The sequence below is a fragment of the Pigmentiphaga soli genome (genome assembly GCF_039541095.1).
In the GTDB taxonomy this organism is placed as follows: Bacteria; Pseudomonadota; Gammaproteobacteria; order Burkholderiales; family Burkholderiaceae_B; genus Pigmentiphaga; species Pigmentiphaga soli.
This window is the reverse complement of record NZ_BAABFO010000001.1, coordinates 199,821-212,312: the sequence shown is the minus strand read 5'-3', so window position 1 is coordinate 212,312 and position 12,492 is coordinate 199,821. Positions and strand designations below refer to the sequence as shown.

The 12,492-nt window shown below is 69.0% G+C and carries 11 protein-coding genes; 5 read left to right on the top strand and 6 right to left on the bottom strand.

The window, feature by feature from the left end; genetic code table 11:
* Window positions 1-4 precede the first annotated feature (4 nt).
* The 5 genes from ABD927_RS01130 to ABD927_RS01110 form a co-directional block, all read right to left on the bottom strand.
* Window positions 5-1,060, bottom strand: coding sequence for a Bug family tripartite tricarboxylate transporter substrate binding protein (locus ABD927_RS01130; RefSeq protein WP_345245453.1), 1,056 nt, complete (start codon window positions 1,058-1,060; stop codon window positions 5-7).
* A 73-nt stretch (window positions 1,061-1,133) separates the two neighbouring features.
* The gene (locus ABD927_RS01125) at window positions 1,134-2,144 is read right to left on the bottom strand and encodes a Bug family tripartite tricarboxylate transporter substrate binding protein (protein ID WP_345245451.1); all 1,011 of its coding nucleotides are present in this window, start codon (window positions 2,142-2,144) and stop codon (window positions 1,134-1,136) included.
* A 118-nt stretch (window positions 2,145-2,262) separates the two neighbouring features.
* Complete coding sequence (locus tag ABD927_RS01120) at window positions 2,263-2,613, bottom strand: RidA family protein (RefSeq protein WP_345245449.1); 351 nt, start codon at window positions 2,611-2,613, stop codon at window positions 2,263-2,265.
* Complete coding sequence (locus tag ABD927_RS01115) at window positions 2,610-4,196, bottom strand: hydantoinase B/oxoprolinase family protein (RefSeq protein ID WP_345245447.1); 1,587 nt, start codon at window positions 4,194-4,196, stop codon at window positions 2,610-2,612. Before ABD927_RS01115 ends, ABD927_RS01120 begins: the two co-directional genes overlap by 4 nt.
* On the bottom strand, window positions 4,197-6,311 hold the full coding sequence (locus ABD927_RS01110; RefSeq protein WP_345245445.1) for a hydantoinase/oxoprolinase family protein: 2,115 nt from the start codon (window positions 6,309-6,311) through the stop codon (window positions 4,197-4,199).
* Window positions 6,312-6,641: 330 nt separating this feature from the next.
* On the opposite strand from ABD927_RS01110, the gene ABD927_RS01105 reads away from it, so the two are divergent.
* Genes ABD927_RS01105 through ABD927_RS01095 form a run of 3 tightly spaced genes read left to right on the top strand, consistent with a single transcriptional unit; the run spans window position 6,642 to window position 9,572 of the window.
* Window positions 6,642-7,625, top strand: a complete 984-nt coding sequence (locus tag ABD927_RS01105) for a quinone oxidoreductase family protein (RefSeq protein ID WP_345245923.1) — start codon at window positions 6,642-6,644, stop codon at window positions 7,623-7,625.
* Window positions 7,622-9,151: a class I adenylate-forming enzyme family protein gene (locus ABD927_RS01100; RefSeq protein WP_345245443.1), complete on the top strand. Its 1,530-nt coding sequence runs from the start codon at window positions 7,622-7,624 to the stop codon at window positions 9,149-9,151. Before ABD927_RS01105 ends, ABD927_RS01100 begins: the two co-directional genes overlap by 4 nt.
* Before the next feature lie 13 nt (window positions 9,152-9,164).
* Window positions 9,165-9,572, top strand: coding sequence for a PaaI family thioesterase (locus ABD927_RS01095; protein ID WP_345245441.1), 408 nt, complete (start codon window positions 9,165-9,167; stop codon window positions 9,570-9,572).
* Here ABD927_RS01095 and ABD927_RS01090 read toward each other — a convergent pair.
* Window positions 9,542-10,546, bottom strand: a complete 1,005-nt coding sequence (locus tag ABD927_RS01090) for a LysR family transcriptional regulator (protein WP_345245439.1) — start codon at window positions 10,544-10,546, stop codon at window positions 9,542-9,544. The two genes, ABD927_RS01095 and ABD927_RS01090, sit on opposite strands and share 31 nt — an antisense overlap.
* A gap of 115 nt (window positions 10,547-10,661) precedes the next feature.
* Between ABD927_RS01090 and ABD927_RS01085 the strand changes: the two genes are divergently transcribed.
* Both ABD927_RS01085 and ABD927_RS01080 read left to right on the top strand, forming a co-directional pair.
* Window positions 10,662-11,558, top strand: a complete 897-nt coding sequence (locus tag ABD927_RS01085) for an isocitrate lyase/PEP mutase family protein (RefSeq protein WP_345245437.1) — start codon at window positions 10,662-10,664, stop codon at window positions 11,556-11,558.
* 10 nt (window positions 11,559-11,568) lie between these two features.
* Window positions 11,569-12,441 carry an amidohydrolase family protein gene (locus ABD927_RS01080; RefSeq protein ID WP_345245435.1) on the top strand — a complete coding sequence of 291 codons (873 nt, stop codon included), beginning with the start codon at window positions 11,569-11,571 and terminating at the stop codon, window positions 12,439-12,441.
* Window positions 12,442-12,492: the final 51 nt, after the last annotated feature.

Here is a 12,492-nt window from a genome sequence, read left to right as displayed (position 1 = left end):
GGCGTCAATCGGCCCCCAGGCCCAGGGAGCGCGCCAGCTTGCCCAGCGACTCGGCATCCTGGCGCCGCATGGCGGCGAACTCCTGCGGCGACGTCGCGTAGAGCTCGGCGCCCACCGTGGATAGCTGCTTCTTCAGCTCGGGCGATTCGAGCGCCTTGCGGATGGCCGCATTGAGCTTGTCGACGATGCCCTGCGGAATGCGCGCCGGGCCTTCGATGCCCATCCAGAAGTTCATCGTGGCCGCCGGATAGCCGGCCTCGATGGCAGTGGGCACCTCGGGCAGCACCGACGAGCGCTCCTTCGACATTACCACCACCGGCCGCACCTTGCCCGCGCGCACATGGCCGATGGTCGATGGCAACGAGTCGAACACCATCGAGACCCGGCCGGAGATCACGTCGGGAAAGGCCTGGCCGGACGACTTGTACGGCACGTGGGTCATCTCGATATGCATCGCGTTCTGCAGGATCTGGCCTGACAGGTGGCCGGTGCTGCCCGGTCCGGCCGACGCGAAGCTGAGCCGGCCGCCTTGGCGTGCGTAGTCGGCCAGGTCGGACAAGGTCTTGACCGGCAGGTCGTTGTTGACCACCAGAATGTTGGGCGTGGTGACCGCGGTGCCAATCGCCGTAAAGCTTGCGATCGGATCGTAGGGCAGGCTCTTGAGCGTGACCGGCGCCACCGCCACCATCGGCGGGCTGGTCAGCAGCAGCGTATAGCCGTCGGGCGGGGCCTCGGCTACGACCGCCGCGCCGATCGTGCCGCCGCCGCCGCCGCGGTTCTCCGCCACCACGCTCTGGCCGAGCGCATCGCCCATCGCCTTGGCCATCACGCGGCCGATGGTGTCGGACACGCCGCCCGTGGCGTAGGGAATCACCAGCCGGATCGGCTTGACGGGATAGTCGGAAACCTCGTCGGCCGCGGCCGGCGCGGCGTGCATGGCCAGCGCGGCCATCGTGGCCGCGCCCAGCACCGCCAGACAGCTGCGGAAACACCCGGCCCGCGGGCTGCCGGTCCGTACTACGGGAAAAAGGGCCGCCCGGCCCGAGTTGCTATCGATCATCTCAGCCTCGCCAAATCAAGAAGGGTGAAGTGCGAATCGCCCCGCCCCCCGGGACGGGACGGCCCGGTGAAACTCAATCCGCCGTCAACTTCATTTCCTGCACCAGCTTGCCGAGCCGCTCCGCATCGCGGCGGCGCAGATCGGCGAATTCTTGCGGCGTCGAGAAGAAAGGCTCGGCACCCACCGTGGCGAGCTGCTTCTTCATTTCCTCGGTCATCATGGCTTTCTTGACGGCCGCGTTCAGCTTCTCGACGATGGCCGGCGGAATGCCGGCCGGGCCTTCGAGCCCCATCCAGAAATCCAGCGTGGCGGCCGGATAGCCGGCCTCGATCGCGGTCTGCACGTCGGGCAGCACGGGCGACCGCGTGCGCGACATGACCACCACCGGCCGCAACTGGCCCGAGCGCACCTGGCCGATGGTGGACGGCACCGAATCGAACACCATCGACACGCGGCCGGAAATCACGTCGGGAAAGGCCGCCCCGGACGACTTGTAGGGCACGTGGGTCATCTCGATGTGCATCGCGTTCTGCAGGATCTGGCCCGACAGATGCCCGGTGCTGCCGGGGCCGGCCGACGCGAAGCTGAGCTGGCCGTCGCCATGCGCCTTGACATAGGCGGGGATGTCGGCCAGCGTCTTGATCGGCAGGTCTTTGTTGACCGCCAGGATGTTGGGCGTGGTAACCACGGTGGCGATCGGCGTGAAGGCGTTGACCGGGTCGTAGGTCAGGCCTTTGACCAGCCGCGGCGCCACCGAGATCATGGTGGGGTTGCTCTGCAGCAGGGTGTAGCCGTCGGGCACGGCCGCCGCCACGTAGGCGGCGCCGATGGTGCCGCCCCCGCCGCTGCGGCTTTCGACCACCACCGGCTGGCCCAGCACGTCGGACAGCCCCTTGCCCAGCACGCGGAAGATCGCGTCCGACACGCCTCCCGTGGCGAACGGGATCACGATCTTGATCGGGCGGTTGGGATAGGTGTCGGCCTCGCCGGCGGCCGCCGCCGACGGCGCGTACGCCCCGAGCTGCGCAAGCAGCACGGCGCCCGCGACCGCGCCGAAAACCTGCCTGCCGCGACCGCCGGGCACCGGCGCGCCGCGGTCCTCCCTACGACAATCGACCAACCGCCGGATCGGATTCCTAACGCTCATTTCAGCCTCGCAAAGTGGATGTGGGAAAGATGCCGTCTCCCCTCGCCCGCCATCCTCACAGTGCGGCAGTCATGACGATCTCCACGCGGCAGCGCGGGTCGTTGAGCTCCACTTTTCCGCAGCAGCGCGTGGGCGTCCGGCCGGGCGTCACCCAGGCGTCCCACACCGCGTTCATCGCGGCGAAATCGTCCATCGTCCGCAGCCAGATCTGCGCGCTGAGGACCCTGGATTTGTCGGTGCCTGCCTCTTTCAGCAACTCATCCACTTTGGCCAGCACCTGCCGGGTCTGGTCGGCGACATCGGTCGACTTGTCGTCGGGCACCTGCCCCGACAGGTAGACGATGCCGTTATGGATCAGGGCGCGGCTGCGCCGCGCGCTCTGGTCGATGCGCTCTATGTCGCTCATTTCGTGCTCTCCCCGATTGCGCCGTAAGCCCCGCCGCCGGCGGTTTCCATCAAGATCCGGTCGCCTGCCCTGAGCACCCGCGGCTCGGTGGGATCGACCGGCTGTCCGTTGATCAGCAGCCGGCCCGGCTGCCCCCCGCCGCCGCCGGCCAGGCCGGCCGGCGACGATTTCAGCTGCGTCATCAGGAACGACGCGGTCACGTCGGGCGCGTCGTCCAGGATCTCGTACTCGAAGCTGATGCCGCAGCCCCCCGGCTGCCGCCCCGCCCCGCCGCTGCCGCGCCGGATCTCGCGCCGCAGTACCCTGATCGGCGCCAGCGATTCCATCGCCTCGACCGGCGTGTTGCCCAGGTTGGCCGGGAAGCTCAGCGCCGAGAAGCCCGGCCGCCGGGCCGTGGCCCCTTGCCCCGCGTTGAGGAAATTGACCACCGCGTAGCGCTTGCCGCGGTACTCGCCCGACATCGTCATCGACGAGTTGGGCGAACCCGAGGCCCACACCTTGTCGGGCAGCACCTCGGCCAGCGCCTTGAACACGGCGCCCGGCAGCAGGTGGCCGATGGCGCTGCGCCCGCCGGAGGCGGCCGGATAGGTGGGGTTGAGCAAGGAGCCCGGCGGCGCGGTGGTGGTGATGGGCAGGAAGCTGCCCTCGTTGTTGGGAATGTCGGGGCACAGCAGGGCCTTGAGCCCGTACACCGTGTACGCGAACACGTAGATCGGCACCACGTTCAGCGCGCGCGGCAGCTGCGGGCTGGTGCCGGCGTAGTCGATGTCGATGCGGTCGCCCGACACCGTGAGCTTGCAGCGGATACGGATCGGCTCGTCGAAGCCGTCGTGCTGCACCTCCGAATGGTAGACGCCGTCGGGCAGCGCGCGGATCGCGTCGCGCATCGCGCGTTCGGAGCGCTCACGCACCGCGGCGCCCAGCGCTTCGAGGTCGACGGTTTCGAGCGGGCCCTGCAGGCGCTCGGCCATCATGCGGCAGGCCGCCACCTGCGCCCAGATGTCGCCCATGCCCTGTTCCGGCACCCGGATGTTCTGCGTGATCATTTCGATCAGCACCTGGTTGGGCTCGCCGGCGTCGAGCAGCTTCATCAGCGGGATCTGCAGGCCTTCTTCGTAGATCTCGCGGCTGCTGTTGCTGCGCAGCTTGCCGCCGATGTCGGGCAGGTGCGACACCACCGCCGCGAAGGCCACCAGCGTGCCGCGGTGGAAGATCGGGGTGACGGTGGTCACGTCGTGCACGTGGCCCGAACCCTTCCACGGGTCGTTGGTGATGTAGACGTCGCCCGGCTTCATCGTATCGGGCGGGTATTTGTCCAGGAAGTGGCGCACCGTGGCCGGCAGGCAGCCGATGAAGCCCGGCAGGCTCATCGCCGACTGGGCCAGCGAGCGGCCCTGGGCGTCGGTCAGCACGATGGCGAAGTCGTTGCCGTCGCGCACCAGCGTCGAAAAGCAGGTGCGCACGAATGCCGCGGCGGCTTCGTCGACGACGCTGATCAGCCGCTTCCACAGGATTTCCAGCTCGACGGCGTCGAACCGGGTCTGCAGGGCCGGCGTGGAGGAATGGCCAGTCGCCTTGTCCATTTACTCGAATTCCTTGATCGTGACGGAAACGGTGAGGTCGGGCAGGATCTCCACCTCGGCGCCGACGGCGACGACGATGGTCGATTCGCGCTCCTCGAGAATCAGCGGGCCCTGCAGCCTGGTGCCGGCCGGCTGCGCGTAGCGGTCGTAGACGCCGACCTCGCCGTAGTCGCCGGTCAGCGGCAGGTAGATCGGGCGCCGCCCGCCCGGGCCCTTGGCCGGCCGGACGCGCTCGTCGCCCCACTCGAAGCGCTGGCCTTCGGTGCGCGCGCGGCCGGTCAGGCGCCAGGTGGTGACCTGCGGCTTGGCGTTGGGCACCAGGCGGCCGTACAGCTTGGCGTACTGCTCTTCGAACGCCGCCAGCACGCGGGCCTGGGTGTCCGGGCCGACTTCCTCGTACGGAATCGACACCGGCACCTCGGCGCCCTGGCCGTAGTAGCGCATCTCGGCGCCGATGCGCCATTCGACGTCGCGCGCGCCGACCGTCGCCAGCTCAGCCTCGCCTTCCTGCTTGAGCTGGGCCAGCGCGGCCGCGACCTGGCCCCAGTCGATGTCGGCCAGCAGCTGCGGGTTGGACCACGCGCGGTCGACCCGCGCCGGCGCCGCCAGCATGCCGAGGCAGGAGCCCGCGCCGGCCGCGATCGGGATCAGCACCCGCGGGATACGCAACTTCCGGGCCACTTCCACCGCGTGCACCGGGCCGGCGCCGCCGGTCGCGACCATGGTCAGGTCGCGCGGGTCGTGGCCGTTCTCGGCGATGTGGATGCGGGCCGCGCTCGACATGTTCTCGTTGACCATGTTGTAGATGCCCCAGGCCACGCCGGCCGCGGTCATGCCCAGCTGCTCGGCCAGGCGCGCCATGGCGCGCTGCGCCAGGCCGGTGTCGAGCGCCATCTCGCCGCCCAGGAAATTGGTGGGGCTGAGAAAGCCCAGCAGCAGGTCGGCGTCGGTGACCGTGGGCTGCTCGCCGCCGCGGCCGTAGCAGGCCGGGCCGGGCACCGAGCCGGAGGATTCGGGCCCGACGTTGAGCAGGCCGAGCCGGTTGCAATAGGCGATCGAGCCGCCGCCGGCGCCGATCTCGATCAGTTCGATGCTGGGGATCAGGATGGGCAGGCCCGAGCCGCGCTTGAAGCGCTCCACGCGCGCGCACTCGAAGCTGTGCGCCACCGGCGGTTCGCCGTCGATCGCCACGCAGGCCTTGGCGGTGGTGCCGCCCATGTCGAAGGCCAGCACTTTGTTGACGGCGTTCTGGCCGGCCGTGTTCAGCGCCGACAGCACGCCGGCCGCCGGCCCCGACTCCAGCAGCAGGATCGGCGACTCGGCGCCGGCCACGGCCGAGGTGAAGCCGCCGCTCGACACCATCACGCGCAGCGGGATGTCGCGCCGGATGTCGGCGATGCGCTTGCCGAGCTGGCGCAGGTAATCGGCCACCACCGGCTTCACATAGGCGTTGGCGGTGGTGGTGGAGGTGCGTTCGAATTCGCCGATCTCGCGCGCCAGGGAGGCCGACACCGATACCGCCAGGCCGGGCATCGCCTCTTTCAGGCGGGCCTCGACCAGGCGTTCGTGCCTGTCGTCCAGATAGGCGTGCAACAGCGAGACCGCCACCGAATCGACGCCGAGCCGGCGCAGGCTTTCGACCATTTCGTCCAGCGCGGGCGCCTCCAGCGGCTGCAGCACGCGGCCGTCGGCCGCCAGCCGCTCGTCGATCTCGACCCGGTTCTCGGGCGCCACCAGCGGCTGCGGCAGCACGATGTCGAGGTCGTACGGGTCATAGCGCCACTCGCGGCCGATGTCGAGCGCGTCGCGCATGCCGCGGGTGGTGACCAGCGCGGTCTTCACGCCCTTGCGTTCGATCAGCGTGTTGGTGACCAGCGTGGTGCCGTGCAGAACCTCGGCCAGCGGCGGCGCCGAGGTCCCCAGGGAGCCGGCCACCTGGCGCAGCAGGTCCAGCACCACGGTGGACACGGCCTCGCCGGGATCGGCGGGCGTGGTGGGCGTCTTGCCGACCCAGATGCGGCCGGCCGGGGCCAGGGCCGCCACGCCGTCGGTGAAGGTGCCGCCGATATCCACCGCCACGCGCAGGATATCGGTCGTTGCAGAAGGGTTTCTCACTGTCGATTTTTTCCAGAATCGGTTGCAGAGGGTCGGGCGCCGCGGCAGCTCCGACGAGGCCATCCTAAAGGGGGTGGTTTCATCAGAACAAACAATTCGTTTTTGTCCATTCTTCACTTTTGCCGATAGATGGTCCGGTGCACCAAGGCAGCGGCAAGCATGCCCCCGAACCGTGCAGGAGCGCCCCGCAATGCAGCATCCGGCCGCATCTATCGCCACGACCGAACAATCGAGAAAAACTAGTAATTTGTGCCGATCAAAGCCCGCCGCTTAGGATTGCCTACACCCTCAATGCGGCCGGAAACCGGCAAGATATCTATGACGACGACGATGAGAGTGGTCGCCCTGCGCGAACACGGCGGTCCGGAGCAGCTCAAGCTCGAACACTGGCCGGTGCCGCAGGCCGGCCCCGGCCAGGCGCTGGTCGAGGTCAAGGCATGCGGCCTCAACTATATGGACGTGTTCGTGACCCATGGCATGCCCGACCTGCACACCGAGATGCCGCGCATCCCGGGCGGCGACGTGGCCGGCATCGTGCGCGAGGTGGGCGACGGCGTGGCGCGCGACTGGATCGGCAAGCGGGTGGCGCTGTTTCCGCGCTTTCCGGAAGGCGGCGTGCTGGGCGAGCACGGCAACGGCGGCCTGTGCGAATACATCGCGGTCGACCAGCGCCAGCTGATCGAGATCCCGGAAGGCGTGAGCTTCGACCAGGCTGCCGCGCTGCCCATCGCCTACGGCACCTCGCACCGCATGCTGTTCACGCGCGGCCGCATCAAGGCCGGCGAGAAGGTGCTGGTGCTGGGCGCCAGCGGCGGCGTGGGCGTGTCGTGCGTGCAGTTCGCCAAGATGGTGGGCGCCGAGGTGATCGCCTGCACCAGCAGCGAAAGCAAGGCGCGCCGGCTCAAGGAGCTGGGCGCCGACCACATCGTCAACTATGCCGAGCAGCCCGACTTCTCCAAGGCCGTGTGGGCCGCCAGCGGCAAGAAGGGCGTGGACGTGGCGATCAACTTCACCGGCGGCGACACCTGGATCCCGACGCAGCGCTGCATGGCCGTCAACGGCCGCATCCTGACCTGCGGCTCCACCGCCGGTCACCTGTGCCAGATCGACGTGCGCTATGTGTGGCACCGCGAGATCGACATCATCGGCTCGCGCGCCTACGTGCCGGACGACATCAAGGCCTGCCTCGGCTACGTGGCCGACGGCCGGCTCGAGCCCGTGATCGACACCGCGCTGCCCCTGGAGCGCGCCGCCGACGGCGTCGCCCTGCTGGACGGCCGCCGCATCTTTGGAAAGGTCATCGTCAATCCATGAACACCGCCACCTACCCGAACCTGGGCACCATCGGCTCCGAATACCGCAACGCCGGACAGCCGGCCGTCATCGACCTGTGGGATCCCGAACACCCGCGCGAAGTCGACTACCCCACCTTCCACGCCTCCTGCGACGCCATCGCGCGCGGCCTGACCGCGCGCGGCATCCGGCCGCAGGAACGCATCGGCATCCTCTGTTCCAACCGGCTCGAGTTCCTGGAGATCTTCTTCGGCGCCATGCGGGCCGGCATCATCCCGGTGCCGATCGGCATCCTGATGCCCAAGGCCACGGTGGAATGGATCGTGCGCGACGCCAACATCAGGCTGGTGTTCTGCGACGGCGCGCTGCGCGGCAACCTGCCGGCCGACGCGCCGTGCATCGACATCGACGCCGACGGCCAGCGCCACTACGAAGCGGTCAAGGACCCGGGGCCGTTCGAGCCCTTCGTGCCGGGCCACGACGACGTCGCCTTCCAGCCCTATACCTCGGGCTCGACCGGCCGGCCCAAGGGCGCGCTGCTGTCGCACCGCGCGCACAGCTGGGTCGCGCGCAGCATCTCCACCGACCGCGGCTTCAACCCGAAGGACCGCATGATCGTGGCGGCGCCGCTCTACCACAAGCACGCGATGAACTCGATCAAGTGCGTGCTGGTGGGCGGCTCGGCCGTGATCCTGATGCGCAAGTTCGAGCCGCGCGCCTACATCGAGGCGGTCAACAAGCACCGTGCGACCGTGCTGTCGGGCGTGCCCACCATCTTCGCCATGCTGCTGCAGCAGCGCGACCTGATCGGCGGCCACGACTACGACTTCGTGCGCCTGTGCACGATGGGCGGCGCGCCGGCCTCCGACGTGCTGATCGATTCGGTGGCGGCCACCTTCCCGCGCGCCGAGATCGTCACCATCTACGGCACCACCGAGACCAGCGCCGCGCTGTTCGGCCCGCATCCGCAGCGCAAGCCGCGGCCGCGGCATTCGGTGGGCTGGCCGGTGGCGGGCAACGAGTTCCGGCTGGTGGGCGAGGACGGCGACGGCGATTTCGGCACGCTGTACGTGAAGGGCCCCGGCATGATGAACGGCTACTACAACAACCCGACAGAAATGGCGCGCCGGTACAAGGACGGCTGGTTCGACACCGGCGACGTGCTGCGGCGCGACTCCGAGGGCTGGTACTACTTCGTGGGCCGCTCCGACGACATGTTCGTGTGCAGCGGCAACAACATCTACCCGGGCGAAGTGGAACTCATGCTCGAGCGCCACGACGATATCGACCAGGCCATCGTGGTGCCCGTGCCCGACGAGATCAAGCACCGCATTCCCTATGCCTTCATCGTCAAGCGCGCCGGCTCGGCGCTGGGCGAGGCCGAGGTCAAGAAATACGCGCTGGAAAACGCCCCGCCCTACCAGTATCCGCGGCGCGTGATCTTCGTCGACGCGCTGCCGTTGAACGGCGTCGGCAAGATCGACCGCAAGGCGCTGGAGGCCCGCGCGCTGGCGATCAGCGAATCGCGCGACGCGGTCGGCGCCTGACCGGAGGCCATCGATGACGCTGGAAGAAATGCAGGCGCTGGTCGACCGCGGCCCCTACCTCCACTGGCTGGGGCTGCGCGTGCTGGCGCTGGGAGAAGATTCGATCGAGGCAAGCGCCACGTGGCGCGAGGAGTGGGTGGCCAGCACGCGGCTGATGCAGACGCATGGCGGCATCCTGGCCAGCCTGATCGACTTCGCCGCCGACTTCGCGCTGGTCTCGCGCATCGGCCACGGCGTGCCGACCATCGACCTGCGGATCGACTACCACCGCCTGGCCAAGGCCGGCGACCTGATCGTCAAGGGCCAGGTCATCAAGCACGGCCGGCAGTTCTCGACCTGCGAGGCGCAGATCCACCAGGAAGGCAAGCTGATCGCCAGCGGACGCGGAACCTACATCACCACGCCGGCGCCCTCGGCCTGAGGAGCGCTCCCCTGCCGGCGGGCCGGGCTGCCGCCCCGCCGGCCGCGGATCGCCTCGCGCAGCAACGCGATCCGCGGATGCGAGGCCGACGCGGCCCGGTACACCACGCCCAGCACGGCGGCCGGCGGCGGCGGCAGCACGCGGACCCGCCGCACCATTCCCTCGCGTTCGGCTTCCAGCATGGTGCTGCCTGGCACGATGCTCAATCCGCTTCCCGCCGCCACCAGGCGCGCGTTGGTGACCGGGCTGTCGGTTTCGCAGACCGGCGGCGGCGGCCTCAGGCCGCGCCGCAGGAAACAGTCTTCGATGAAGATGCGCGCCATCGAGGGCTTGCGCGTCAGCACCCAGGGCGCGTCGGCCAGGGCCTCCCAGCTCACCTTGCGCGAGCGGGCGAACGGGTGGCCGGCGGGCGCGATGACCGCGTAGTTCTCTTCCGACAGGCGTTCGAAGCACAGCTCCTTGTCGACCGCCGACGCCAGCACGTCGGGGTTGTAGACGGTGACCAGCGCGTCCAGCTCGCCGGCCGCCAGCGCTTCGAACAGTCGCGGGACGTTGGCCTCCATCAGGCTCACGGCCAGCGGCGGGGTGCGGGTGGTCAGGCGGGAGACGATCTGCGGCAGCATGCTGACCGCCAGGTAGGCCGGCGCACCGAGCCGCAGCACGGCCGCCAGCCGGCCTTCGGGGCCGGCGGCGACGGCCTCGTCGCGCATGTGGCGCAATTCCTCCATCAGCAGCCGCGCGCCTTCGACCACCACCGCGCCCTGGGCCGTCTTCTCCAGCCCGTGGGCGCTGCGCACGAAAAGCGCGAAGCCCAGCATGTCTTCCACTTCTTTCAAGGCCTTGCTGAGCGCCGGCTGGGTCAGGCTGAGCGCGGCGGACGCCTTGTTGAGGCTGCCGGTACGGTCGATCTCGGCGATCAGCTGCAGGTGGCGAAAGCGCATGCGGGCGAGCAGGCTTTCCATGTGGGTGCGCATGAGGGGTATCGCCCATGGTAATGACTGTATGAAAATATATCACTGCTTGGCATAACCGCCCGGCTCCTAGAATGGTCCGCTCCAATTCCAAGTTCTTTCCGCCAAAGGAGCCGCCATGCAACGCCAGACCACCCAGCTTCGGAACCTGCTCAAATCCAAGACCTTTCTGCACATGCCCTCGGTATACGACCCGCTCGGCGGCCGGCTGGTGCAATCGGTGGGATTCGAGGCCGCGTATATCGGCGGCTACGTCACCGGCGGCTCGCTGGCCGTGACCGAGCCGCTGCTGACCATGACAGAACAGGTGCGGCTGGCGGGAGACATCGCCCAGAGCATTTCCATTCCGCTGGTCGCCGACGCCGGCGCCGGCTTCGGCGAGCCGCTCCACACCATGCGCACCGTGCGCGAGTTCATCCGCAACGGCGTGGCCGGCATCCATATCGAAGACCAGCTCTATCCCAAGCGCGCCCACTACCACAAGTACGTCGTGCACGGCATCCCGGTCGAGGAATTCGTCGAAAAGATCCAGTACGCGATCCGCCAGCGCGACCAGAGCGATCCCGACTTCGTCATCATCGCCCGCACCGACACCTGCCGCGCGCTCGGGCTGGAAGAGGCCAGCATGCGGCTGAACCGCGCCGCCGACGTCGGCGCCGACCTGGGGCTGCTCTTTCCCCGCACGCCGGAGGAGGCGGAGCAGGCGCCCCGCAAGTGCCGCCTGCCGCTGGTGTACGTGCAAAGCCGCGGCAATCGCGACGGACGCCCGCTGTTCTCGCGCCAGGAACTCGAACAGATGGGATACGTCGCCTGCATCGAGGCCCAGCTCATGCTGTGCAGCGCGCTGCACTACCAGAAGAAGGTGCTGCAGGACGTCCGCCGCACGGGCGACTTCAAGGGCATGACCCAGCAGGAATGGGTGGCCGCCCGGCAGGAAGTGGAAGACCTCATCGACCTGACCGAGTACTACGAGATCGAGGCCAACACGGTCGAAGCGCGCCAGGCGCAGCCCTGAGGACGCGGCCATGCGCATTCCCGACATTCCCCCGCCGGTCGCGCGCGCCAAGGCGCCCGAGGCCGCATTTCCGCCGCTGGCGACCGACTGCCACGCGCACATCTTCGGCCCGCAGGACCGCTACCCGCTGCTGCCGGCAACGCACTTCGTTCCCCACGAAAACCCGCTGCCCGACTATGCCGCGATGCTGCGGCGCATCGGCTGCGAACGCGCGGTGCTGGTCCAGCCCAGCGTGTATGCGACCGACAACCGGCTGATCGAAGAAGCGCTGCGGCAACCGCCCGAAGGCATCGCGCTGCGCGGCGTGGCGGTGGTGGCGGCCGACATCGACGACCGCGAGATCGAGCGGCTGCACGCGCTGGGCTTTCGCGGCATCCGCATCAATACCGCATCGGCCACGCGCGGCCTGGCGCTGGCCGACGCGCGATCGCTGGCGCAGCGTATCAAGGGCCTGGGCTGGCACCTGCAATTCTTCGTCAACCTGCGCGAACAGCCGCAGATCGAAGAGGCGCTGGCGCAATTGCCCTGCCCCGTCGTGATCGACCATTTCGCCAAGATCCGGACTTCGGAGGGGTTGTCGTCGCCCGCGTTCCAGGCATTGCTGCGGCTGCTCCGGCGCGACAACTGCTATGCCAAGCTGATGGGGCCGTACTTCATTTCCGACCGCGCGCCCGGCTACCCGGACATCGTTCCGTTCGCGCGCGCCATGGTGGAGGCGGCGCCGGACCGCGTGCTGTGGGGAACGGACTGGCCGCACCCGAGCGCCCGCGAACAGATGCCCGACGACGGCGTGCTGGCCGACCTGCTGCTGGAATGGGCCGGCAGCCGGGCGCAGCGCGACAGGATGCTGGTCGACAACCCGCAACGCCTCTACGGCTTCTAGACGCGGGCGATGCCGGGTCGCGGGGCGGCGCGCGCCGCGCCGCATTCCCGG

Excerpts from the sequence above, each read along its gene's own strand:
- ABD927_RS01080 (WP_345245435.1), top strand. The coding sequence starts at position 11,569 with ATGCGCATTCCCGACATTCCCCCGCCGGTCGCGCGCGCCAAGGCGCCC.
- ABD927_RS01095 (WP_345245441.1), top strand. The coding sequence starts at position 9,165 with ATGACGCTGGAAGAAATGCAGGCGCTGGTCGACCGCGGCCCCTACCTC.
- ABD927_RS01100 (WP_345245443.1), top strand. The coding sequence starts at position 7,622 with ATGAACACCGCCACCTACCCGAACCTGGGCACCATCGGCTCCGAATAC.
- ABD927_RS01130 (WP_345245453.1), bottom strand. The coding sequence starts at position 1,060 with ATGATCGATAGCAACTCGGGCCGGGCGGCCCTTTTTCCCGTAGTACGG.
- ABD927_RS01090 (WP_345245439.1), bottom strand. The coding sequence starts at position 10,546 with ATGCGCACCCACATGGAAAGCCTGCTCGCCCGCATGCGCTTTCGCCAC.
- ABD927_RS01105 (WP_345245923.1), top strand. The coding sequence starts at position 6,642 with ATGAGAGTGGTCGCCCTGCGCGAACACGGCGGTCCGGAGCAGCTCAAG.
- ABD927_RS01085 (WP_345245437.1), top strand. The coding sequence starts at position 10,662 with ATGCAACGCCAGACCACCCAGCTTCGGAACCTGCTCAAATCCAAGACC.
- ABD927_RS01115 (WP_345245447.1), bottom strand. The coding sequence starts at position 4,196 with ATGGACAAGGCGACTGGCCATTCCTCCACGCCGGCCCTGCAGACCCGG.
- ABD927_RS01120 (WP_345245449.1), bottom strand. The coding sequence starts at position 2,613 with ATGAGCGACATAGAGCGCATCGACCAGAGCGCGCGGCGCAGCCGCGCC.